Origin of the sequence: Paenibacillus sp. GD4 (genome assembly GCF_030846225.1) — a bacterium.
Lineage (GTDB): Bacteria > Bacillota > Bacilli > Paenibacillales > NBRC-103111 > Paenibacillus_G > Paenibacillus_G silviterrae.
Genome location: NZ_JAVCYK010000002.1, coordinates 1520458 through 1544316 on the forward strand (window position 1 = coordinate 1520458; position 23859 = coordinate 1544316).

The window sequence follows — 23859 nt, forward strand, 5'->3', positions numbered from 1 at the left end:
ATGCGGGATGGAGAAACCAAAAATAGGCGTTCTGCCTCTGTATGATAAGGACAAAGAAAGCTACTGGATGCTGCCTGGCTATATGAAAGCAATTGAGGCTGCAGGGGGCATCCCGATGATGCTTCCTTTGACTTCCGATAAAGGGATCATTTCCACACTGGCCCTCACGTTGGACGGATTTCTTTTTACAGGCGGACATGATGTGGATCCCAAGCTGTATGGCGAGCAGGCCGAAAGCTTCTGCGGAGAGCTGTGCGACGAACGGGATGCAATGGAGCGCATTCTTTTTGGACAAGTGACGGCATTGGATAAGCCGGCGTTCGGCATATGCCGCGGGCTGCAGCTCTTTAATGTCCTATTAGGCGGATCGCTTTATCAGGATATTCCAACGCAGATGAAGACGGCAAAGACTGTCACGCATAAGCAAAAGCCGCCCTACAACCAGCCTACCCACCGGGTATTCCTTGAATTAGGCAGCCCCCTTCATAGAATGATGGATAAGGAAGCGCTGGAGGTGAATAGCTACCATCATCAGGGCATTAAGAGACTATCCGAGCAATTGGTGCCTGTTGCGAAAGCGGAGGATGATCTGATCGAAGCGGTGATGATGCCGGGGAAAAGGTTTGTCCTAGCCGTGCAATGGCATCCGGAGTTCAGCTATGAATCCGATCCGTATCAATTTCGATTGTTTGAGGAATTCGTGAAGGCCTGCAGGAAATAGCGGCAAAGGAGACGCGGTGAGCAGGAGCTTCGGCAGGAGGAGTTGACATTTTTTAAGCCGGTGTAAACCATTCGGCCCCGTTGTATGGTACAGTAGGGAATGAGTCTCCTGATACTTCATAAAAAGGTCGTGAACTGCTTGAGCAACCTGATGCCATCCTCCCATCCATCGGTTCTCCGACTTCCATCCTATGCCAAATCGTGGGTCGCCCGCATCCTTTCGACGACATCGTTTCAGATGCTGTCCGTTGCCATCGGTTGGCAGATGTACGAGCTGACCAACGATGCATTCAGTCTGGGTCTGGTTGGACTGGCCCAATTTCTGCCGATGCTGCTGCTGACCTTCCTGGTCGGACATGTCGCCGACAGGTTCGATAGACGCAAGATCGTTTTTATATGCCAGCTGGCCGAAGCGGGGATTGCCGCGCTTCTGGTCTTCGGCAACCACGCGGGCGTCCTCGGGCGAGATCAGATTCTGATCGCGGCGGCTCTGCTCGGCGCCTGCCGGGCCTTCGAGGGGCCGACGCTGGCTGCGTTGATCCCCGAGCTCGTACCTAGGGAGATGCTGCCGCAGGCTTCCGCTTGGTCGGCTTCCGCCGGACAGACGGCCCAAATTCTCGGGCCTTCTTTAGGCGGCCTGCTGTATTCTCTCGGACCGGCTTACGTGTACGGCACCTCGGCGGTTGCGCTGCTGTCCGCTTCCGTACTGATTTTTCTAATCCGCATGGAGCGAAGAGAGCGCCGGCCGGAGGCACTGGACGCGCGTTCCGTGTTCTCGGGGCTGGCGTTTGTGTTCCGTAATAAAATCATCCTAGGCACCATCTCGCTGGATCTGTTCGCCGTTCTCCTTGGAGGCGCTACGGCATTGCTGCCGATCTTTGCGAAGGATATTCTGCATACGGGCCCGTGGGGACTAGGCCTTCTGCGCTCGGCTCCGGCGGTCGGAGCGCTGTTGATGTCTCTTGTGCTGGCCTACTTCCCGCTGAAACGGGCGCTCGGTCCGATTCTGTTCGGGGCGCTGGCCGTATTCGGATTGGCCACGATTGTATTCGCGCTTTCCACGAATCTGATTCTGTCGCTCGTGGCTCTGTTTTTCACCGGCGCTTCGGATGTGATCAGCGTCGTCATCCGATCGACCCTTGTTCAGCTGCATACGCCGAATGAGATGCGCGGCCGGGTAAGCGCGGTGAATTCGCTCTTCGTCGGCACCTCGAATCAGCTCGGAGAGTTCGAGTCCGGCACGCTGGCAGGGTTCGTCGGAGCCGTACCGGCGGTATACATCGGCGGGCTGGGGACGATTGCGATCGCGGGTCTCTGGATGTACCTGTTCCCGCAGCTCCGGCGACTTCGGACGTTTTCGGAGGGGAGGTGACGTATGAGGATTCCGCCTCGTTACAGGGATCGATGGGATGCTATAATGACCAAATATCTTTCGGGAGAATCGATCGACTACCGGCAGGTACTTTCGCTGTTTCTCCCTATTCTCATCGATCAAGCCTTTCTTGTCGGTTTGAGCCTGGTGAATACGGCAATGATCAGCTCATCGGGAGTGGCGGCGATCAGCGCGGTAAGCATGGTCGATTCGTTGAATCTTTTCCTGATCAATGTGTTCGTCGCCTTGGCGACGGGAGGAACAGTCGTCGTTGCACAGTACAAGGGCAGCGGGAACGACGGCATGGTATCCAAAGCCGCGGCGGCCTCGTTGTCCACCGTGACTTTGGTTGCGGCGGTACTGAGTCTCGTCGTTCTCGTCTTCTATCATCCGATCCTGAAAATGCTTTTCGGTACGGCTGAACCGGAGGTGTTTACCCATGCAGGAACGTATCTCGTAGGCAGCGGTCTGTCTTATCTCGGGATTGCGTTCAAGGAAGCGGTCAGCGGAGCGCTGAGAGGGATCGGCAGGACAAGGGTGACGCTTGGCTTGTCCTTGATTATGAATCTCTCTTACGTGCTGCTGAATATCGTATTCGTTCAATTTCTGGACATGGGCGTGCTTGGGTTAAGCGTGGCAGTGAATATTTCCCGTTATTTGGCCGCAGCCTGTGCTCTGTACTACCTGCTCCGTATGGATGCGAATTTGCGGATCCGGATTAAGGACATGCTCGCATGGAATTTTTCCATGATCAAGAAAATTATGTTTATCGGGCTTCCTTTTGCCGCGGAGCAGATGTTTTTTAACGGGGGAAAAATGTTAACCCAAATCTACATCGTCAGTCTGGGGACGTATGCAATTGCTACGAATGCAATCAGCAACGTATTCGCCATGCTCTTGCAAATCCCGGCCATTGCGTTGTCGACCGCGTTGGTCACGGTGGTAGGGCAGTGCATCGGGAGGCGAAATATTCAGGATGCCCGCAAGTTTACGCGGACCTTTCTGTGGCTGGCTTCCGGCTCGCTATTGTTGACAGGGATTATCCTGATCCCTTTGTTTCGTCCGATGGTCACTCTGTTCCATCCCCCGGCGGAAATTATGGACGATCTCTATCTCATCATGCTGGTCAATACGTTGGCCCAAATTCCGCTATGGCCGATCAGCTTTCTTCTGCCGGGCGCACTGCGGGCAGCGGGGGATTCTCGATTTACCTCCGTATCCGCCATGCTGACCATGTGGGTGGTTCGGGTAGTCCTTGGCTATGTCTTCGGAATTACGCTTGGCTTCGGGGTTATCGGGGTGTGGGCGGCCATGCAGCTGGAGTGGGGTGTTCGGGGTGTCATCTTCCTGTGGCGGTATCGCGGGGAGAAGTGGTACCGGCATCGGCTGGTAGAGTCCGGCAGCGGGAAGTAAGTACTACGCGAAGTAGCTTCATCGATAAGCAAGCAGGAGAAAGAGACGGGCCGACGGACCCGTCTCTTTCTCTGCCCACAAAAAGCTAAATCAGGAACATAGCCGCCAGGGTAGTAATGGTTAAGCCGATCAATACCGGCTTCAGATTCCGGCGTGCCAGCTCGAAGGGGCTGACGCCGCAGATGGCGGCTGCAGGGATGAGGGCCCACGGGATCAGCGTCCCGCCCCCTACCCAGATGGCGGCAACTTGACCTAATGCCGTTAGCGTTGCCGCTCCGGCTCCAATAGCAGTGGAGAACATTTGAGCAACGGAGCCTGCAAGCGAAATACCGGAGAATCCGGATCCATCCAAGCCCGTGATAGCCCCTGTGACAGTTAAGGTCACAGCACCGACTGCCCCGTTAAGCGGGACCTGGCTCGCAAGCGCCACGCCAAGGTCGTTCACGATGCCGTGGGATCCTTTCGGAAGTACTTTCCCGAAGAGCTCGATGAAGGCGGAATCGCCCAGGTAGAAGAAGGCGGCGATAGGGATCACTGGACCGAACACCTTAAACCCGAAGTGGAAGCCCTCTATCAAATAGGAGGTGATCTGTTCCAGGCCCTCGTTCCGGTGAGCCAACAGGGTAACAACAGCAAGAATCAATACGGCCGTACCGCCAATAAGCGCCGTCGCATCCCCTCCTTGCAGCTTGAAAACAAACATCGCTGCCACATCGATCAGAAATAGCAGCGGGATGAGGACGGCCAACACCCTTTTAACATTTTGCGGCATGGAAATCATGGCCGGTTCAGCTGCCGGTGCTGCTGCCTCCAAGGCGGGTCCGCCGTTCTCTGTGACGAGTCCGTCCCGCCAGGTCCCCATTTTCATATCCCTTCTCATCATCCAGTAGGCGGTAACGGTCGTGACCAAACCCATGATGATGACGAGCGGAACACTGGCTTGCATAACCTCGCTAACCGGCAATCCTGCAGCATCCGCTGTAAGCTTAGGCGCCCCTTGGATAATATAATCACCCGATAACGCGATCCCGTGACCGAACAGATTCATTGCGACAGCGGCGCCTAGCGCGGGAAGTCCTACCCGAACGGCTACGGGGAGCAGCACAGCTCCGATTAGCGCTACACCGGGGGACGGCCAGAAGAACCATGAAGTAACCATCATGATCAGCCCGATCCCCCAGAAGGCAAGCGCCGGGGTGCGCATAAACCGGGTCAGCGGCGCCACCATCATCTCGTTAATGCCCGTACGGATCAGCACCCGGCTCATGGAGACGACAATGGAAATAATGAATATCGTTCCTATTAATTCTTTCGTAGCGTAAATAAAGCTATTGAATATCCCTGTGACCGATTCCGTCAGGCTGTGTGTGGCCAACAAGCCAATTGCCAAGATACCGGCCAGACAGGTCAGGGTGGTATCTCTTCGTTTCAAGAGCATGACCAAAATCAAAACGATAAACGCCAAGTACACCCAGTGAAGCGCCGTCAGTTGAATGACCATCTGAATTCACCCTCTCGCAGGAGACGAAGTTGCTTCATCTTATGCAAAAGGGAGATTGGGCGTGCGCGGAAGCAGACGAGTTTTCTACAGCAATAGTAACAAATTGCTTAACCCGACATATGGATGGAGTATCATGGTTAGATGGGGTGAAAGCATGGCTGTTGTAAAAGCCAGGGAACAGGATATCACACTTCTCGCAAGACTGCTTCGAGCCGAAGCCGAAGGGGAAGGCGAGCCTGGCATGCTGATGGTTGGCAATGTAGGGATCAACCGAATCAGGGCGAACTGCTCGGATTTTAAAGGTCTGCGCACCATTCCGCAAATGGTATATCAAGAGCATGCCTTTGAAGCGACACAGCACGGTTACTTTTATCAAAAAGCGCGCGAGCGCGAAATACGGCTCGCTCGCCGTGCGGTTAACGGTGAGAGATTATGGCCTGCGGAATTCAGTTTATGGTATTTCAGACCGGCTGGAGATTGTCCGCCAACATGGTATGACCAGCCTTTGGTCGGGCGGCATAAGAAGCACTGCTTTTATCAGCCGACGGGCGAAGAATGCAGCAATATTTTCAACACGTATTAAGAGGGAGGCCGCAAGGCCTCTTTTATTATTTAACAAAGGAAACACTTGCGCGGCAGAAGCTATGCTTCTCTCAAAGGGTAGAATGGTGCTTAGGCTTGTATTGTGTCGGCGATTGTCCGGTCCAGCGCCTGAACTGTCTTGAGAAATGGCTGGCTGATTGAAAGCCGAGTCTCTCGGCTATCGCATTCATTGGCAAATTGGAAGTGACCAGCAGCTCCTTGGCCAGCTTTAATTTTTGTCTGCTAACATATTGTCTAGGCGAAAGGCCGTATACTTTAGTAAACATTTTGGTGCATTGGCTCCGGCTCAAATTCAGCTCTCTGGCGATCCCCGCTATCGAAGTTTCTTCGCAAAGACTGTGCGATATTTTTTCCTCAATTGCATGGGCCACATCAGCTGCGAATAAGGATACATCGGCGGCATGCTGGTTCTCGGGGTGGGGCTTGCGGATCAAAGAGAGTACACCATGTATGATCAAAAGGATGTACGATTGCAAAAGCAGCTTTTCTTCAAGCAACGGAATTTGTTCACGAACGCAGCTCTCTTCAGGGCTGTCTTTTCTAACGAGGTTCCCCAGCTCGGATACATAAAAGTTCAGCTTGGCGAGCTCGGCCTGGTTTCCCGAGATTTGGTGGTACGGAGCGGTGCCGAGAAGGCTGCGGATCTCCGGGTCGTCCAAATCGAAATGCACATTAAAGTACTCGTAATGAAATGCGGAGACGTTCGCGGTACGGTGTCTGACACCGGAGTTGAGCAGCAGCCAATCTCCTGATGTTAGCGTCAAGGTGTTTCGGTTGATTTCTTGTACTACTTCACCCTTGAGACAACAGAGCAGCTCGAACATATGGTGATGATGCCGGGGATAATCCCAGCCAGGCGGTTTTATACCGAAGTGGCAGCCACTCACTTGCAAAGTATGGGTCATATTCGGAATCTTTACCAAGCTTTCCATGGGGGAACCACTCTTTCATAGAAGGTGATGGACTATATTATAACACAGGTAATTTCGTAGTGAATGAGATGAGGCACAAATGGTATAGAGATTGCTCCATATGGCAATTGAATTTCAGTCCTGTTGTTATGATAATGAAGTCATCTTATTTTTTGGAGGGGTCACCGTGGCGAAGCTCGAGGTAAGGAGTTCACAGTTTTTTTGGGATAATAAGCCGTTACAGATCATTTCCGGAGCCTTACATTATTTTCGGGTTGTTCCCGAATATTGGCAGGATCGCTTGCTTAAGCTCAAGGCGTGCGGCTTTAATACGGTCGAGACGTATATCCCATGGAATTTCCATGAGCCGGAGGAGGGGGTGTTCCGCTTTGACGGCATAGCCAATATAGAGCGCTTCGTAACGCTTGCGGGGGAACTCGGTTTGCATGTTATTGTCCGACCGAGCCCGTACATATGCGCCGAATGGGAATTTGGCGGACTGCCTGCATGGCTGCTGCGTTACCCGGATATTCGCTTACGCTGCATGGATGACGTGTATTTACAGAAGGTCAATGCTTATTATGACGTGCTCTTGCCGAAGCTTGTGCCGCTCCAAAGTACGAACGGCGGTCCGATTATTGCCATGCAAATCGAAAACGAATACGGTAGCTATGGCAACGACCAGGAATATATGGCATATTTGAAGAAAGCCCTTGAAGTTAGAGGGACGGATGTTCTGCTCTTTACCTCGGATGGTCCGACCGACCAGATGCTGCAGGGTGGAACGCTGCCCGGTGTGCTGGCCACGGTCAATTTCGGTTCGAGACCGGAGGAAGGGTTCGCGAAGTTTCGGGAATACCGGCCGGAGGAGCCCCTATTCTGTATGGAATACTGGAACGGTTGGTTCGACCATTGGCTTAAACCGCATCATACCCGGGATAGCCAGGATGCAGCGGATGTATTCGACCGCATGCTGCAGGCACGGGCATCAGTCAACTTTTACATGTTCCACGGCGGGACGAATTTTGGATTTTATAACGGAGCGAATTATCAGGACAAGTATGAACCGACGGTAACCAGCTATGATTACGATGCGCCGCTAAGTGAGTGCGGCGATATAACCGAAAAGTATCTTGCCGTACGTGAGGTGCTGCAAAAGCATGGGGTGGAGGTGAGTGAAAGCCTGCCGCAGCCTGTCGGAAAGAAGAAGTACGGCATGGTTCAAATGAGACAGTCTGCCGAGTTGATGGGCAGTCTGGAGGCTCTGACCGTACCGGTAAAACGTAAATGTCCGGAGCCGATGGAGAAGCTCGGTCAGGCTTACGGCTTGATTCTTTATCGGACACACGTAACCGGACCGCGTACCGGGCAAATGCTGCATCTTCAGGAGGTTCATGATCGCGCCCAGGTGTTTCTGAACGGTGTTTCCATCGGAACGGTCGAGCGCTGGGATCCGAAGCCGCTTCCGGTTCATATTCCGCCGGAGGGCGCCACCCTGGATATTCTTGTCGAGAATATGGGGAGAATCAATTACGGCCCGCAGTTAAAGGATTATAAGGGAATTACGGAGGGAGTACGCTTAGATAATCAATTTTTGTTCGATTGGACGATATACCCGCTCCCATTGACCAGTCATCAGGCGATCCCGTTCGAGGACATTCAGCCGCAGACCGACCGTTTACCGAATGAGAAACCGGTATTTTACAAAGGCGAGCTGGTCATAGAAGACATCATGGACACCTTCGTCCGCTTGGACGGCTGGACTAAGGGCTTCGTATGGATTAACGGATTTCACCTGGGACGTTACTGGGAAAAGGGACCACAGCGTACCCTCTACCTCCCGGGGCCGCTGCTTCGGGAAGGCACAAATGAACTTATTGTTCTCGAGCTGCATGGTACGGAGAAGCCGGTAGTAGAACTAACCGATGCCCCCGATCTTGGCTGAGCATTCTCCAAGCTCGGAAACATCCCAATGAAATTAATTAGATAAATGAGGAAGTGGACCCCCATGTTCGTAACTTCCCTTGTACTTGTCTTATGCTCCGGTTTGGTGCATGCCGTCTGGAATCTGTTTGCCAAACAAAGCACGGATAAGCCGGTTTTTCTTTGGCTGATTTACGCCCCTTCGACGGTAGTGCTGCTTCCGAAGCTTATCATGGAATTGGCGGACGCCCGATTGAGTTACACGGAATGGTTAATGATCGGTCTGTCGCTTTTGATGCAATGCATTTACTCGGCCCTTCTTGCCGTTACGTATCAATTCGGCGATTTGTCACAGGTGTACCCGATCATGCGCGGGACCCCCACGCTGCTTATTCCGTTAATGGGGGTTGTCTTTTTAGGAGAAGCCCTGCCTCTATGGGGGTGGTGCGGAATCGGCATCATGCTGATAGGATTTCTTGTGATGAACGGGCATCTTTCAACGGCACTATTTCATTCGGCTTCCAGAAAGCCGGTAGTGCTGGCATTGGGAGTAGGTTTATGTATTTCGATTTATACGCTGGTGGATAAAGTGAATTTACAGTACCTTTCACCTCTGGCCTTGCTCGAAGTCACCAATATCGGATTCTTATTGGGACTGACACCCGCCGTCGTAAATTTGGACCGGGTAAAGCAGGTTGTCCGAAATCATCTTCGTATTTTGTTGATAGGGTTCTTTCTTGCACCCGGATCCTATTTACTATTCTTATTTGCAGCTCAAACGGTGAATGTGTCAACGATTGCGCCGCTGCGTGAAATCGGTATTGTGTTTGGAACGCTGCTCGGAATTCTTGTTTTGAAAGAATCGCAGGGGCTAAGAAGAATAATAGCTTCCGTAGCCATTGTGACGGGGATTATTATCATAGCGTCATCTAATCATTAGATAAGCATTGCATATCCTTATTAACCTAGGAGGCTGGATTCGATGCGTCAAAAGCTTCGGTTTCGTCAGGACGGCACCTTTACGATTGTGCAATTCACGGATCTGCATTGGAAGGATGGCTCCGCCTCGGATTTGCAAACCCGTGAAGTGATGGAGCTTGTTCTGGATGAAGAGAAACCGGATTTCGTTATGTTTACGGGAGATGTCATTTATACAGGACGACACTCTGACGGCTCAACCTTATGTGATAACCCGATCGCTGCGTTCCGGGAAGCTGTTGCCGTTGTCGAGCGGCGTGAAATTCCGTGGGGCATTGTATTTGGAAACCACGATACGGAGAACGATATTACACGCAGCGAATTAATGGATGAGGTGCTCAAGCACCCGCACGCCTTGGCTGAGCGAGGTCCGGACCATATCCAAGGAACAGGCAATTATGTGCTCCCTATCGAAAGGTCCGACCGCGATGAAGCGGCGGCACTGCTTTACTGTCTCGACTCTGGTGCCTACTCGGAGCATCCCCAGGTTCCCGGATATGACTGGATCAGGCATAATCAGATTCAATGGTACATTGAGCAATCGCAGGCATGGAAAGACCGGAATGAAGGCAAAGCTTTACCCGCAATAGCCTTCTTTCATATACCGCTGCAGGAATACCAAACCATGTGGGATAAAACGGTCTGTTACGGCAATAAATTTGAAAATATTTGCGCGGCACAAGTGCAGGCGGGATTCTTCGAAGCATTGTTGCGGCAGGGGGATGTTATGGCTACTTTCTGCGGGCATGATCATGTAAATGATTTTTGGGGAGAATTGCATGGAATTCGTTTGTACTATGGCAGGGCAACCGGGTTCAATACTTACGGCAAGGAAGGGTTCCCTCGGGGGGCGCGCGTAATTCGTTTATTTGAAGGCGAGCGCACTCTGCAATCTTGGCTCCGTCTGGACGACGGGTCGATAATCGAGCGGCAGCCGGAGCATCGTCCCGGCGAATGAAAGAGAAGCAGTACCCGACCGACAACGGGCCAGCCGAACATTTTTCGGCTGGCTTGTACCCGTGTGATTGCTTCGCCCTTCGCAAGGTCTCAGCCCGGTTCATGAATGTGTCGTTGCACTGCCGTTTGTTCCCGGTTAACGAAATAGATGCCCATGCACACCAAAGCGCCTCCGGCTATCGCCTCCCACTCACACCTCTCCCCTAAAAGCAGCCAGCTGCTCAGCACCCCGAAGATCGGGGCAAGGAAAAGAAAAGAACTTGTTTTACCCGGATCCCCGGCATTCAACAGATAAAACCAGACGGAAAACTGTACAATCGAGCACATCACGGCGAGCCACAGCACGACAGCAGTGGACGTTCCGTTTATATTAAAATAAGCATCCTCCGCAAGCAGGCTCATCAAGAGCAGAATCCCTCCTCCGAACAGCATTTGATATGCCGCCAGCACTGTCATGTGGAAGCGCCCGCCCCAACGCTTGATGAGCAGCGTAGCCACCGAAAAGCATACCGCACCCGCCAGCCCGATCCATGTGCCCGGATGCAGGCCGATATGAGCGCCAAAGCTGAAGACAATGCCGGCAAACCCGAAAATAACACCAAGCCATTGCAGCGGGCGATATCGGACACCCGCAAAGAGCGTTCCGAACAGGACGACGATTAGCGGGCTTGAGCTTGTAATAATAGCCGACTCGCCGGACGTAATCCAATGCATGCTGTAATAGGCGCAGCCCATAACCCCGGCCGATTGAAACAAGCCGATAACGCACGCTTTTACCCAATCCGACGCTTCCTGCGGCTGTGGCAGCCTCCTCATTAAGGTCCAGACGGCAAGGACTCCCCCTGCGAGTACAAACCTAACCCCCATCAGCAGAAAGGGCGACGCATAGATCAGCCCAATTTTTCCAACAGGAAAAGCCACGCCCATCAAAAAAGTAGTAAAAATGAGCAGAGAGTAATACTTGTGAGCTTTCATTCTGAATCCCTCCAAAGGTTTTGTTCTGTAGGGACATTGTATTCCTGCCCTGATGTCATGTAAAATGAATAAAAATGAAATTGGAATTCATATTTTACGATACCAAACGGGGAGGTGTTACTATGGAAAGTGCAGATCTGCGCGTATTTCAGGCCGTTGCCAGGGAAGGCTCCATTACAAAGGCCGCCGCCAGGCTCGGTTATGTGCAATCCAATGTGACGGCACGAATTCAGCAGCTGGAGGCTGAACTGCAGACCGTTCTCTTCCATCGTCATAACCGCGGCATGAAAACGACCTCCAGCGGGGAGACGCTACTCGCTTATGCGGAGAAGATCACCGCGCTATTGGAGGAAGCTTCACGAGCCATGTCCGTGTCCTCTGAGCCTAGCGGGCCTCTGCGTCTCGGTTCGTTGCAGACCACCGCGGCTGTCCGGCTGCCAAGCCTGTTGGCTGCTTATCGCAAAAGGTTCCCCGGTGTTTCTCTATCCCTCTCCACGGGCATATCCAACGAGCTGATTGAAAAGGTGCTTCACTACGAGCTGGACGGTGCCTTTGTAGCCGCGCATGCCTCTCTTTCGGAGATTCAAGCCATACCCGTATTTGAGGAGGACCGGATAATTGTTTCCGAGCCAAGTATTCGGACTCTCGAGGAGGCGCTAAGCTTGCCTATTCTCGTGTTTAGCTCTGGCTGTTCCTATCGGGATATACTGGAGGAGTGGTTCCGCTCGCGTGGGGTTATCAGCTTCAACGTGATGGAATTCGGCACTCTGGAGGCCATTATCGGCGGGGTCGCCGCCGGGCTCGGCATTTCTCTGCTGCCGAAATCGGCCGTCAACCATATGGCCGAGGCAGGATTAGTTCGGTTGCATCCTATACCTCGGAAATTCAGCCACTCGGTCACTTATTTCGTCACCAGGAAGGATAGCTTTATCCCGAGCTCGCTTCAAGAATTGATAAACATGCTTACGGTAGCGCTATAAGGGATACGCCCTGTAACCTTTCGTTTCTCCAAATCGTATGTATTCTTGAGGGGGCGATGGTATGAATCTATACTTCCGGGATAATTTCTTTAATGCCGGCATCACGGAAATCCTGAACGAACAGAAAGAACAAGTCGGTTACTTGGATTTGAAGAGTGCTTTTGGCTCAGCGATCGATGTGTATGACCAGGAGGACCGGCTGGTATGTAAAGGGGGCTTCCCGTTTTTTTCGGGTAAATGGGTGGTTACCGATGCACGCGGGGAAAACCTAGGGGTGCTGCGCGCCAGATTTGCTTTTTTTACGAAGAAGTTCACGTATGAGACCGAGGGCCGAGGCTATTACGAGATTATTTCCCCCGCATTCTCCAAGGAATATGAGGTGTCCGATGACTCGGGTGTTGTCGCCCGGTTCGAACAAACGAACGGCTGGTTTTCATCGGGCGCATTTGTATTGAATAATCAAAGCCCGCATCTGGATCCTTACGAGTTGTGCGCGGTTGTTATGGGGATGCATGCGATTCAGAAAAGTCAGCAGTCGGCCGGGAACTGAAGGAGCTGGCGTATACATTTCATTTCTATAGTGGTGCTTCGCTAAAACTTGGAGCCGGGAATGGTATTCCCGGCTCCGTTGGAGTTAGTTCAAAGGCGAGTATTCGAAATAGTCAAAATCGGCATAGCTGTCGCTTTCCTTACCATGGCTGCTGGCGAACAAGCCGATATACGTACCAGAGAAGCCTCCGGCCACGTCGACACTGAGAATTGTCCCGTTTGCATGCTCAAGCAGCGGTTTCCATTGTTCCGGTTGGGTCGCAAAGTAGAAACTGTAGTCTTGTCCCAACGCTTCGACCTTTAGGTAGAGCTTCACTGCCGATCTCACGGGGGCCACCTCCTGCTCGGCTAACAGTTCTTCCTCTCCTGAGAATCGCTGAATTAACCGCACCACGTATACCTGATCACGACGAGTATATTCTACACGATACTGGTAATCGTTGTTTTGCAGGATAACCAGTCCCGCACTTTCATTATCGGAGGCAGGAGCAAACTCGAGGACCGTTCGAGCGGCGAAATCGATATGCTGCTGGCGTCTTCCGACAAAGCTTGGGTTGACCCATTCAGTCATGGTTTCAGGCTTAAGCTTCAACCGCAAGTGCCCCGGACGCTCGGTTAACGACCAGAATTCGCCGCGGGGTGTCCGAATAAAATTCCACGGCAGCGCAAGCTGCTCCGCGTCAAAGTGATCGCATGCCGGCTGGGACGGCCATCTGTGCTCGGGAAGCGAAGGACGTGGCATTTCGAGCTCCACGATGCCTTTGCCGGGGTTGACCACAGGCCAGCCGTCCTCCCATATGAAGGGCACCAGAAACGTTTCCCGTCCCAAGTTCCGGTAATAGCCGCCATAGGGACGCGAGCCTAGGCAGAACATCCACCATTCCCCGTCCTGCGTCTGTACGATATCGGCATGGCCGACGTTGGTGATCGGATGCTTATGACCGAGATGGCGATGGGTCAGAATGGGATTGGACTTACAGCCCTCATAGGGTCCCGTAATGGAGGTGCTTCGGGCAATCGTGACCGAATGGGTATGCCCGGTGCCCCCCTCCGCAATGAGCAGATAGTAATATCCGTTCAGCTTGTACATATGCGGTCCCTCTTGAGCATGAATGAACTTCAGGGCGCCATCCCAAAGACTGTATTTGGGTCCGACAAGCTGACCGCTCTTCACATCGAGCTCTTGCATCCAAATCTCCATGTGTTTCGGGTACTGCTGCCCTCCGGGAGGCTGGCGGTTAGCCATGATATAGCATTTTCCGTCATCATCAAAGAATAGCGAGGAATCGATGCCCGGGGCCTCGGGAAGCCAAATCGGGTCTGACCAGGGACCGGCCGGATCGGTTGCCGTGACATAGAAATTTCTGCGCGCTCCGGTTACGCTCTCAACGAAGGTAGTGATCATATAGAAGATGCCGTCGTTATAGCGGATGGTTGCCGCGTAAATGCCCTTGGAGCATGGCGTGCCATCTAGGTTGAGCTGGGAGGGACGGTCCAGCACATGGCCAAGCTGACGCCAATTCACCAGATCCTTGCTGTGAAAAATCGGCACACCGGGAAAATATTCGAACGTGGACGTTACCAGATAATAATCGTCTCCAACCCGGCAAACGGAAGGATCTGCATAACACCCTGGGATAATCGGATTACGGAAGGTACTCATGTTGCCGCAAAACCCCTTTTCTGATACGTGGTAGCAAGACATTGATGTAATTATAGAACAAAAAACACAAAGTTTGTTTTGCATTTCTGCCTGTTTTGCTTCTATAATTTATAATAATTGTCATCTTACACAGAAATGGAGTGTCACCACCAATGATGCAAATACAGAACCGGCTGGATCGAATTCCGCCCGAGCAGGCCGGGATTTCTTCCAAGGCCGTATTGGCATTTGTAGAGCAGGCCGAGGAACGGGGGATCCCGCTGCACAGTTTCATGCTGCTTCGGGGAGGCAAAGTCGCTGCAGAAGGATACTACGGGCCCTTCAAGGCAGACCATCTGCACCCGATCTTCTCCGTGAGCAAAAGCATGACTTCGGCTGCAATAGGCATTGCCATAGGAGAAGGGCTGGTAAAGCTGACGGATCGGGTAGCGGAATTCTTCCCGGAGAAGGCAGAGGGGGAGATCCACCCTTACACAGCGAGGATGACCATAGAGCACCTACTGCTTATGGCGACGGTTCATTCCAAATCGACCAATACGCAGGTGGAGGACTGGGTTAAATCATTTTTGAATACTTCCCCTGCCAAGCTGCCTGGGACCAGCTTCGCTTATGACACGACGGGCACGCATACGTTGTGCGCCATTTTGCAGAAGGTGACGGGAATGACGGTGCTGGAGTATCTGCGCCCCCGATTGTTCGAGCCGCTTCTTATGGGGGAGCTGTGGTGGGAGAGCTGCCCGCTCGGTATCAATAAAGGCGGCAGCGGCATCCGCTGCACGACAGAGGCGCTGGCCCGATTCGGCCAGCTGTACCTGCAGGACGGCGTATGGAACGGCGTCCGGATTTTGCCGGAAGGCTGGGTGGAGCGCAGCACGGGCAACCGGATCGGTACTTATGGTACCCGCATGATGCTGGACGGCAAGCTGGGCTACGGGTACCAGTTCTGGCGTATCCGTAACAACGGGTATTGCGCCTTCGGTATGGGGGGCCAGCTGGTCATTGTGTTACCGGATCAGGAGCTGGTCTTTGTGACCACAGCGAATACACTGGAATACAAAGACGGGCAGTCCCGCATCATCGAATGCTTCTGGTCGACGATCTATGCCGCGCTTATGGAGTCCGGCGGGATGCCGCTTCCGGCTGATGTCGAAGCGGCGCAAGCTCTCCGGGAAAGACTCGCCAAGCTGAGCCTTTTCCTGCCGGAGGAAAAAACAAATTCTCCGCTGGCGGAAACCGTGACCGGCCGGAAGTGGGTATTGGATTCGAACCGGTACGGCTATACAGCTTGCGAGTTCGTGCTGGACGGCGATCGTGCTGGTGTCTTTTTTCACAAGGACGGTGAGATCATGGAGCTGCCGTTTGGATTAGGAACGTGGGTCCAGGGGACGGAGCCTTTGACGGGGCAGGACACTCCTTCCTATGGCGCTGCCGTCTGGACGGATGAACGGACACTCGTAGTAATCGTTCACGTCATCGATCCTCTTCAACTTTTCACCTTCACCTGCCGTTTCCTTGAGGATGGCTGGGTTAGCATTCAGCTCATTCCGACAGGAGCGCTGCTAAATGACCACGAGACACATCTGACCGGCAGATTGGCTTAAGACGCTAGACGCAGCTTATCGGGACATTTTGCGTCTTTCTTTTAGCCGAACAATAGGAAGGCAGACAAACTCAACATCAATAGAGCGTTAATGGCCATGACAGGTCGGTGCTTGGCTCGAAATAGATGGGCATGAATGGCACCGATCATAAGAATGGCCAATACGGCTGCGGCGATTTTCAAAACCGCCGGAATCCAGAAGGCGAGGATAAGCCCAAGGGCACCGCACAATTCCAACGATGCTATGACGTACATAAACCATAGGGGGTACCTGTAGTCATTCCAATGCTGCAGCATGCTTTTGGTACGCCCAAATTTCATAAGGACCGACAGCATAAACATACCGGCGAGGATGGCCTGGGCCGGGATAAGTAAATTCATTAGTAAGCAGCTCCTATCTTCATAATCAGGTTTCTAATACAATGATATAATAGTCCTTCGCCAAAGAATGTAGTCTAGCCTACATTGGTTGAGAAAGCAGAGGGTAGACCTGTGAACAAGCTGAAATATTTATCCAGAGTAGATTTATTCCGCGTGCTCGGTAAGGAAAAATTGGAGGATGTGAGTGAAGAGGTCCCCATTACGCCGATAACCAAGGGTACTTTGCTAACTTCCCCTCATCATTCCCAGGGGTTCGTTTTTCTGATCAAATCAGGATCGGTACGGCTTTATACCCTAACGAGTGAAGGCAAAGAGTTTACGCTTGATGTCTTGACTACCGGACACATGTTCGGTGACATGGGTTTCTCTACCGATCAACCGAATACTTATGCAATTACGTTAGAGGATTCCATCATCTGTAAAATGAGCCGTGAGCAATTGAAGCAGCTCTTACGCGAGAATCCCGAGCTAGGGATTAAGTACATAGAGATATTGTCGGCTCGGTTGAACGAGGTGGAGGAGCTGTTGGAGCATATGGCTTACAGCAGCCTAAGAAAGCGGTTGCTGTTCCTATTGCAAAAGCTGCTTGAGAAGTTCGGCGCCGATTCTCATCAATCGGTTGAATGGAGAGGGGAGCCCGGTTGGTATCGCTTAGAGGTAGAGCTCACGCATCAAGAGTTAGCCAGTATGACAGGCAGCATCCGGGAAACCGTAACGGAAATGATCAGTAGATTCTCGGCTGAGGGAATTGTGGCCAAAACGGGACATAGGAAACCGATATGGATACATAAAGATCGCTTGCGGAATGCTTTGCATGGGGAATCGCCTTCAGGCAGGGATATCAACTGAAAGGATCCCGCGTCACAAATGACAGTGAACAGAACATCATGATGCAAGTCATTGCCTATTGAACGGACAAGCGGAGTCAGGGGATTGCTTTGGTGTTCGGGCTGCGCCCGCGGTATCGCTGTTCAAAGTATAAGCATTCGACACCCGAGTGATCATGATGTGGCTCAAGAAGCTTTCCCGATTGCGGGTGCAGCCCTAGCCCCTATTTCCTTTCTGTCATATGTTCTCCGGTTTGTCCATATCTTTGGGAGTAGAGACTATGAAGAAACGGAAGTGTGGGCGTTGGATGATTGTATGACTTTAGAGAAGGTCACCCTGCAAGTGAATGGTATGACTTGCGGAGCTTGTGCGCTTCGCATTGAAAAGGGTCTCGGGAAGCTTAACGGCATCGACACGGCCTTTGTTAATTTACCGCTCGGTGCAGCTTATCTTCGTTACAATCCCTCCATGATCAAGCTGCCTCAAATTATCGAGAGAATAAAACAGCTCGGCTTTTCCGTCTCTTCTAATGACCAAGACGAATCCGCAGCGGAATCAGGGCAGGGGGAGATTCGAACTTACCGGAACCGATTTCTCGGCTCTTTCCTCCTGACACTGCCATTATTGTGGCCTATGCTTCATCATTTTAATTGGACCCGTGAATGGGGGGTCCCAGAATGGAGTATGTCACCCTGGTTGCAGCTCCTCTTAGCCACAGTGATACAGCTCATCTGGGGAACACCGTTTCTCATCGGTGCTTATCGCGCTCTTCGCAGCGGATATGCCAATATGGATGTGCTAATCGCATTAGGCACGAATTCCGCCTATTTTTACAGTCATTATCTCCTCTTTCATCCTATCGAAAATGCTACCCATCCCTTGTACTTTGAAACCTCCGCTGTCATCATCTCCGTCGTTTGGTTAGGCAAGTGGTTAGAGGCTCAATCGCGCCGGCGTGTTCAAGCGGCGATGAAGCTTAAGATGTCGGTACTTCCTCAGGCCGCCCGCATCGTAACGCCGGAAGGTGTTGTTGAGATCGCCGCAGCACAGCTTCAATCGGGAGATACCATTGTCATACGTACCGGCGAACTGATCCCCGCGGACGGAATCATATTACAAGGAACGGCGATGGCCGATGAGTCCGCGATCAGTGGGGAAAGCCGTCCGCTTGAGAAGGCGGCAGGCGGCAGAGTCAGCGCGGGCTCACGGCTGATCTCGGGTGAACTCGCAGTGAAGGCGGAACGGACAGGCATCCGGACCGCCCTTGGTCAAATGATCCGCGCGCTGGAAGAAGCGCAAAGCGAAAAGACGGCACTGCAGTTGTACGCAGATCGGGCAGCGGCTTGGTTCGTGCCTGTAGTCATTGGGCTTGCGTTGGCTGCATGGGGATACTGGTATTGGCTTGGATACCCAGGTGAGCTGGGGCGTTCCATTCAAATCGCGATTGCCGTAGTCGTAAGCGCCTGCCCTTGTGCTATTGGACTTGCCTCGCCTTTATCGGTGTTTATTGCATCTAGGCGAGCGGCAGAGCACGGGATTTTATTCCGCAGCGGGTCCGCTATGGAGGCGCTGGCTCAGACGGATGTAATGCTGCTTGATAAAACGGGCACCTTGACCCAAGGCATTCCCGTCGTAGCCGGATTCATATCGGAGGGCAGCTCACCCGAAGAGCTGCTCCGCCGGGTCGCTTCGGCCGAGCAGCAGTGCGAGCATCCTGTTGCAGGGGCCTTCATCCGTGAAGCTGGAAGAAAGAAGCTCAGCTTAACGAAGGCGGAAGACGTGAAGGAACTGACCGGTCTTGGCGTACAGGCTATAGTGGAAGGGCATCGGCTGCTCATTGGCTCCGAAAGGCTGCTGCGTCAGCAAGGAGTAGGCATCCAATTGCATGAGGCGATGAAGCAATGGGATGCACAAGGCTGCACGGTGATGCACATCGCTGTCAACGGCAAATGGGCCGGCGCAGCAGCGGTCAGCGACACCTTAAGACGTGGAGCGGCTGGGACCGTTAGCTGCTTAAGAAGGAACGGGATGCAAATCATTCTTGGCTCCGGTGACGGACAATCGCCGGTTGCTTATGCTGGGATACAGGCAGGGCTGGAAGATGTCCGATTCGGTTTGCTTCCGCAAGACAAGCTGAACATCGTACAAGAGTTCGCAAGCAGGGGACGGAAAGTGGTTGTTGTCGGCGACGGAGTGAACGATTCGGCAGCAATGGCAGCCTCCCATTGCTCGATTACGGTTCCTGGAGCAACTGCTGCAGCCAAAGAAGCGGCAGATGTTCATGTGCTTAGGGATGAGTTCACAGCGGTGGGGACAGCCATACAGATTAGTAAGCTTGCCGTTCGGAACATGAAGCAAAACTTGGGCTGGTCCCTTGCTTACAACATGCTTATCGTTCCCGCGGCGATGGCAGGACAGCTTGACCCTTGGGCCGCCGGTGCGGCAATGACCGGCAGCTCCCTGACGGTGGTGCTGAATGCGCTGCGTTTAGATGTCAAGCTGCGCAAATTGGGGATTTGATGGACCAGCAATTACGTTGCTCCATTCCGAGCATATTCAAATCTCTATAGTCCAAGAACGTGGACTTTATAATCCAAATATGTCCATGCCCTCATACATATACATAGAATTAAAAGCAGATGGGAGGTAGAAATATGCCGATTAGAACCATACTATTATCTGTTTCCCTTGGCTTAATAGCAGCTATTTTGGTTATAGGTCTATTGCCTTTTCTAGTTATCCTAAGCTGGTCTGAAATCTTAGGAATCTCTGAATACTATACGTCCCCATTAATCCTTCTTAATTTTCTAAATAAGAAAAAAAAGAAAGAGTATTCGAATGGTAGTGAAGAGAGTCAATAGCGATCAGATACGGCCGTTCCGCTTTTACTCCGTAAGCGGAACGGTCGGCGATCCGAACCTTAAGTGATGCCGATCTCACCCTAGGTACGCAGAAAGGTAACGCAAAGAAACGGGGACAAGCGATATGCAAGTCCCCGTTTCTTATGATCCCAGAACCTTTTTCCCTCTAGGCTGGGTGCCGTTGGAGTCGGGCTCCAGCGTGACTCCAATCGCATCGAATGTTAAACTACTGCGTTTGATGTCATAGGAGAGCATGCCGCTACCTTGATTATTCACGTACAAGGTTCCGCAGTTATAACGCTTGCCCTCATAAACAAGCCAAACCTGATAAGCTTCATCGCCAGTGGTTTTGGTTAAACCGTTCATTTCCACGACGACTTTGTGCATGTCGCCCTGTTTTAACACCCAAGCGTTTCCGGTGGCGTTCGGCATGGCTGGATCAACAGCCTTCAAGGCAACAGTCTTAATAATTTCCGCAGGCCGGTTCGCCTCTTGGGGCTCCGCTTGGCGGCCGGGTATGCGCGAATCGGTGGACTGCCACCATAACATACCGGCTATGGCAATGAAGAAGGCCGCAGCGGCGGATGTATACCATCGGATGTGTTTATTTTGCCGGTTCTTGTGAAATTCCGAATTCGTTCCGTTTTCTTGTTTATCTGTAAAAATATGGTCCATCACTTCGGCCTTAAGATCAGAGGGGACTTCTACTTCTTCCGCTGTGAAAGGCAGTGCCATCCAAACGTTCTGCAGTTCCTTAATTTCCTGTCTGCAATGGGGGCATGACAGCAAGTGACGTTCATACTCCGCTTTTTCCGCTTCGTTACAATCTCCGGTAAGGAAGGGGATCAGAGCGTCACAGGGATTCCCGTGATGTGTATGCACTTGTCATCCCTCCTTATATTCCATCAAATGTTTTCGTAGTAACTTCAAGGTTTGATGCAGCCTGCTTTTAATCGTCCCGAGAGGCTCGTTCATTTGCCGGGCCACTTCGCTGAGCGTATAGCCCTTCCAGTAAACATGCTCGATTAAACGGGCTTGGCTTTCGGAAAGCATGCGGGACGCTTTTCGAATTTCCTGACCCAGCAGCTTTCTAGAGATAACGGACAGTGGATCGCTTTCGTTTCGATCGGGCAGCAGATCCCATTCCTCAGCCGGTATGGAGATCTCCACTCCTTGGTTCCGTTCCCGCCTGTGATAATCAATGGCTGCATGCCGGGTGATGGTCAGCAGCCAATTCACGAATTGGCCTTTTGCAGGATCATAGCCTTTCTTCGTAGTCCAAAGCCGTGTAAAAACAAGCTGCACGATTTCGCGGGATGCTTGCTCGCTTGAAGTCGATTTCATAGCAAACGAATAGACCAGCCTGACGTACCGGTCGTACAATTCCTCAAGCGCCGGACGATGGTTTTCCAAGACCAGGGCCATTAATTCCGCATCAGTTTTGTCGCGCATACCATGCTCCTCGCGCCGATGATCTCGGTCCTCATAATAGGTAACGTCCAAGGTTGAAGATCTGTTCTTATGTAATACATATTCGTATATCCGGTGTTTTTTTGCAACAACAAAATACCCGGTTCCGCATTGGCGCAGACCCGGGTATTCCGGTTGGCTTCCTTTACTTCACAATAATTTTACCTTTCATTCGGGATTTGTGAGGTTCACAAAAATACTCGTATACTCCCGGTTTATCGAACGTCACGTTCGCCGATTCGCCTTTGGCTATCAAGTCAGTATGGAATGAACCGTCCACACTAACTGCATTGTGTTTAACACTGTCTAAGTTGGTAAACGTTACCGTTGATCCCGCCTCAATCGTTAGTTCCTCCTGACTGAACTTAAAGCCGGATATCTCGATGGTATAGGTTTTGCCTTTAGGCTTCTCCAGTGGAGCCGTCGTTTCAGGATGGAGCACAAACCATACCTGATTAACATTTTCACCCAGCGTTTGTCCCGGATACATATCATTAATAAAATAATACAATGGCCAGCCTTTATAGGTGGTTTGCTTTGTTCCGTCTTCGCGTGTGATCTCTCCGAAATCTGCCGCATTAAGCTCCGGTGCAACTGTTAAGTTGGAATCATCAAACAAAGACCAATTTTTCAGGCATTGCCCTTTACAAGCATTGAGATCGGCGGCATCCTTTGTAAACAGATACAATGCGAGTCCGTTAGAATCGACTAAATATGTGCCCAAAGCATCTGATTTCGCCGTTTTGACACCGAAGTTAGCGGCCTTCGTACCGTTAAATTTCGCCGGGTCTACCACGTACCAAATGTTGTTAAGGCCATGACCCGCGGTATCTCCGCGCTTCAAATCCTTTACGAAATAATAGAGCGGATATCCCTTATACGTGGTTTGTTTCGTACCATCGGGCCGGATGTACACGCCGAAATCGCTCTCTTTTACTCCGGTAGGAGCCTGGAGGCTTTCCTCATAATATGCAGGCCAGTTCACTAGGCATTGACCGCTGCAATTGCTTACCCCCGGCGTGTCTTTGTCGAAATAATACAGCGTCAAACCGTTCGAATCCGTAAGAAAAAGGCCGATATCCGCCTTCGAACCGAGGGCCGCAAAAGCAGGGGCATTGATCACGAACCATACGTTGTTAAATGCTTCTCCGTTGATGTCACCGGCTTTCTCATCCTTGGCATAATAGTACAGGGGCCATCCATTGTATGTAGTCTGCTTCGTTCCGTCCGGACGAGTCAGCTCTCCGAAATCGGCGGCATTTAATTCTGCGGGGACCTTCAATGTATCCGAGTAAAATACGGGCCACAGCTCTAAACATTTGCCCGTGCAGGCATTCAGGTCTGATGCGTCTTTGCTGAAATAATACAGGGTTCGGCCGTTCCCGTCGACAAGATAGCGGCCGGTTAGTTCCTGTGCAGAAAATTCTAGCTTCGTATAGCTTAGGGCCTTGGTTTTCTCGCCTGCAATGATTTTCAACTCAACTAAAACTTCTGCTAGTGTCTTGCCCATGCCCTTGATCTTACAATTCAATGTCTCTACGGTGGCAGTCGCGATGTGTACATTCTTAAAATGCGCAGCATCAGCCGCTTTACCGAGCCCGATGGATGCGGCAAACGGTAGAACTTGTGCATACTCGAAATCGGAATCCTGCTTGTAGCCCAAGGCTTCAACCATGACCTTATAGTACTGCTGGGCGGTGATGCCGGCTAGCGGATCAAACTTGTTGTTTCCGATACCACCCCAACCCAGCCCTGGATTCGCTTTCAAATAAGCGAGAATCGGTTGCCCGCCGGCCCAAACAAGCCCCGCATCTGAGAAATTGTCACTCCCTTTGTAGGACAGAGCTTCCTGTTCCAAGCCCTTTAGCCTCAGGAACATGATGGCTGCCTGAATACGGGTCGTTTCCTTATTGAAATAGTCAGCGGATAATCCACCTTCATCCCCCTGCAGAATGCCTAGCTCCGCCATAATTTGAGCGTCCGTTTTGACTTCCGCCTGATCGGCTGCTGACGCCGTCACCGAAGCTGCAAGTAGAATGAAGAGTGTCCAAAGCAATAGAGTGATAAATGATTTTGCAAATAATTTCATAACCGAAATTCCCTCCTTAATGAATGAATTTGGAAACCGTGGTCAGTTTGCGATTTCCCTTTTCATAAGTAGGTAACGCGAATAA

At 51.8% G+C, this 23859-nt stretch carries 20 protein-coding genes; 12 read left to right on the forward strand and 8 right to left on the reverse strand.

Annotation, left to right across the window (positions count from 1 at the left end; genetic code table 11):
• The first annotated feature begins 7 nt into the window (after positions 1 to 7).
• The 3 genes from RAC89_RS29610 to RAC89_RS29620 all read left to right on the forward strand — a co-directional run bounded on the left by RAC89_RS29610 (position 8) and on the right by RAC89_RS29620 (position 3505).
• Positions 8 to 721 carry a gamma-glutamyl-gamma-aminobutyrate hydrolase family protein gene (locus RAC89_RS29610; RefSeq protein WP_306617260.1) on the forward strand — a complete coding sequence of 238 codons (714 nt, stop codon included), beginning with the start codon at positions 8 to 10 and terminating at the stop codon, positions 719 to 721.
• A 99-nt stretch (positions 722 to 820) separates the two neighbouring features.
• Positions 821 to 2092 carry an MFS transporter gene (locus RAC89_RS29615; RefSeq protein ID WP_306617261.1) on the forward strand — a complete coding sequence of 424 codons (1272 nt, stop codon included), beginning with the start codon at positions 821 to 823 and terminating at the stop codon, positions 2090 to 2092.
• 45 nt (positions 2093 to 2137) lie between these two features.
• Entirely contained in the window at positions 2138 to 3505 is a 1368-nt protein-coding gene (locus RAC89_RS29620) for an MATE family efflux transporter (protein WP_306617262.1), read from the forward strand.
• A gap of 85 nt (positions 3506 to 3590) precedes the next feature.
• Here the strand turns inward: RAC89_RS29620 and RAC89_RS29625 are convergent, their stop codons facing one another.
• Positions 3591 to 5006: a hypothetical protein gene (locus RAC89_RS29625; RefSeq protein ID WP_306617263.1), complete on the reverse strand. Its 1416-nt coding sequence runs from the start codon at positions 5004 to 5006 to the stop codon at positions 3591 to 3593.
• A gap of 154 nt (positions 5007 to 5160) precedes the next feature.
• On the opposite strand from RAC89_RS29625, the gene RAC89_RS29630 reads away from it, so the two are divergent.
• Complete coding sequence (locus tag RAC89_RS29630) at positions 5161 to 5589, forward strand: cell wall hydrolase (protein WP_284646532.1); 429 nt, start codon at positions 5161 to 5163, stop codon at positions 5587 to 5589.
• Between the two features lie 70 nt (positions 5590 to 5659).
• Here RAC89_RS29630 and RAC89_RS29635 read toward each other — a convergent pair whose 3' ends face one another.
• Positions 5660 to 6514 (reverse strand): helix-turn-helix domain-containing protein, encoded by an 855-nt coding sequence (locus RAC89_RS29635; protein WP_306617264.1) that lies wholly within the window; start codon positions 6512 to 6514, stop codon positions 5660 to 5662.
• Positions 6515 to 6707: 193 nt separating this feature from the next.
• Between RAC89_RS29635 and RAC89_RS29640 the strand changes: the two genes are divergently transcribed.
• The 3 genes from RAC89_RS29640 (at position 6708) to RAC89_RS29650 (ending at position 10379) form a co-directional block, all read left to right on the forward strand.
• Positions 6708 to 8465 (forward strand): glycoside hydrolase family 35 protein, encoded by a 1758-nt coding sequence (locus RAC89_RS29640; RefSeq protein ID WP_306617265.1) that lies wholly within the window; start codon positions 6708 to 6710, stop codon positions 8463 to 8465.
• Positions 8466 to 8528: 63 nt separating this feature from the next.
• Complete coding sequence (locus RAC89_RS29645; RefSeq protein WP_306617266.1) at positions 8529 to 9383, forward strand: DMT family transporter; 855 nt, start codon at positions 8529 to 8531, stop codon at positions 9381 to 9383.
• A gap of 42 nt (positions 9384 to 9425) precedes the next feature.
• Positions 9426 to 10379 (forward strand): metallophosphoesterase family protein, encoded by a 954-nt coding sequence (locus tag RAC89_RS29650; RefSeq protein WP_306617267.1) that lies wholly within the window; start codon positions 9426 to 9428, stop codon positions 10377 to 10379.
• An 89-nt stretch (positions 10380 to 10468) separates the two neighbouring features.
• Here RAC89_RS29650 and RAC89_RS29655 read toward each other — a convergent pair whose 3' ends face one another.
• Positions 10469 to 11353 carry a DMT family transporter gene (locus RAC89_RS29655; RefSeq protein ID WP_306617268.1) on the reverse strand — a complete coding sequence of 295 codons (885 nt, stop codon included), beginning with the start codon at positions 11351 to 11353 and terminating at the stop codon, positions 10469 to 10471.
• A 122-nt stretch (positions 11354 to 11475) separates the two neighbouring features.
• On the opposite strand from RAC89_RS29655, the gene RAC89_RS29660 reads away from it, so the two are divergent.
• Together RAC89_RS29660 and RAC89_RS29665 are read left to right on the forward strand one after the other, a co-directional pair.
• A complete protein-coding gene (locus tag RAC89_RS29660) occupies positions 11476 to 12333 on the forward strand; it encodes a LysR family transcriptional regulator (RefSeq protein ID WP_306617269.1) in 858 nt (285 codons plus the stop codon).
• A 61-nt stretch (positions 12334 to 12394) separates the two neighbouring features.
• Positions 12395 to 12883 carry an LURP-one-related/scramblase family protein gene (locus RAC89_RS29665; protein WP_306617270.1) on the forward strand — a complete coding sequence of 163 codons (489 nt, stop codon included), beginning with the start codon at positions 12395 to 12397 and terminating at the stop codon, positions 12881 to 12883.
• A gap of 84 nt (positions 12884 to 12967) precedes the next feature.
• On the opposite strand, the gene RAC89_RS29670 is transcribed toward RAC89_RS29665, so the two are convergent.
• Positions 12968 to 14545 carry a glycoside hydrolase family 43 protein gene (locus RAC89_RS29670; RefSeq protein ID WP_306617271.1) on the reverse strand — a complete coding sequence of 526 codons (1578 nt, stop codon included), beginning with the start codon at positions 14543 to 14545 and terminating at the stop codon, positions 12968 to 12970.
• A gap of 152 nt (positions 14546 to 14697) precedes the next feature.
• Here RAC89_RS29670 and RAC89_RS29675 point away from each other — a divergent pair, with 152 nt between their 5' ends.
• Positions 14698 to 16146, forward strand: a complete 1449-nt coding sequence (locus tag RAC89_RS29675; protein WP_306617272.1) for a serine hydrolase domain-containing protein — start codon at positions 14698 to 14700, stop codon at positions 16144 to 16146.
• Positions 16147 to 16187: 41 nt separating this feature from the next.
• Here RAC89_RS29675 and RAC89_RS29680 read toward each other — a convergent pair whose 3' ends face one another.
• Positions 16188 to 16526, reverse strand: a complete 339-nt coding sequence (locus RAC89_RS29680) for a DoxX family protein (protein WP_306617273.1) — start codon at positions 16524 to 16526, stop codon at positions 16188 to 16190.
• 111 nt (positions 16527 to 16637) lie between these two features.
• On the opposite strand from RAC89_RS29680, the gene RAC89_RS29685 reads away from it, so the two are divergent.
• The gene (locus RAC89_RS29685) at positions 16638 to 17375 is read left to right on the forward strand and encodes a Crp/Fnr family transcriptional regulator (RefSeq protein WP_306617274.1); all 738 of its coding nucleotides are present in this window, start codon (positions 16638 to 16640) and stop codon (positions 17373 to 17375) included.
• 294 nt (positions 17376 to 17669) lie between these two features.
• Positions 17670 to 19874: a heavy metal translocating P-type ATPase gene (locus RAC89_RS29690; RefSeq protein ID WP_306617275.1), complete on the forward strand. Its 2205-nt coding sequence runs from the start codon at positions 17670 to 17672 to the stop codon at positions 19872 to 19874.
• Positions 19875 to 20356: 482 nt separating this feature from the next.
• Here RAC89_RS29690 and RAC89_RS29695 read toward each other — a convergent pair whose 3' ends face one another.
• From RAC89_RS29695 to RAC89_RS29705, 3 genes are all read right to left on the reverse strand, one after another.
• Entirely contained in the window at positions 20357 to 21097 is a 741-nt protein-coding gene (locus RAC89_RS29695; protein WP_306617276.1) for an anti-sigma factor, read from the reverse strand.
• 3 nt (positions 21098 to 21100) lie between these two features.
• Positions 21101 to 21667: a sigma-70 family RNA polymerase sigma factor gene (locus RAC89_RS29700; protein WP_306617277.1), complete on the reverse strand. Its 567-nt coding sequence runs from the start codon at positions 21665 to 21667 to the stop codon at positions 21101 to 21103.
• Between the two features lie 163 nt (positions 21668 to 21830).
• Positions 21831 to 23774 carry a plastocyanin/azurin family copper-binding protein gene (locus RAC89_RS29705; protein WP_306617278.1) on the reverse strand — a complete coding sequence of 648 codons (1944 nt, stop codon included), beginning with the start codon at positions 23772 to 23774 and terminating at the stop codon, positions 21831 to 21833.
• Positions 23775 to 23859: the final 85 nt, after the last annotated feature.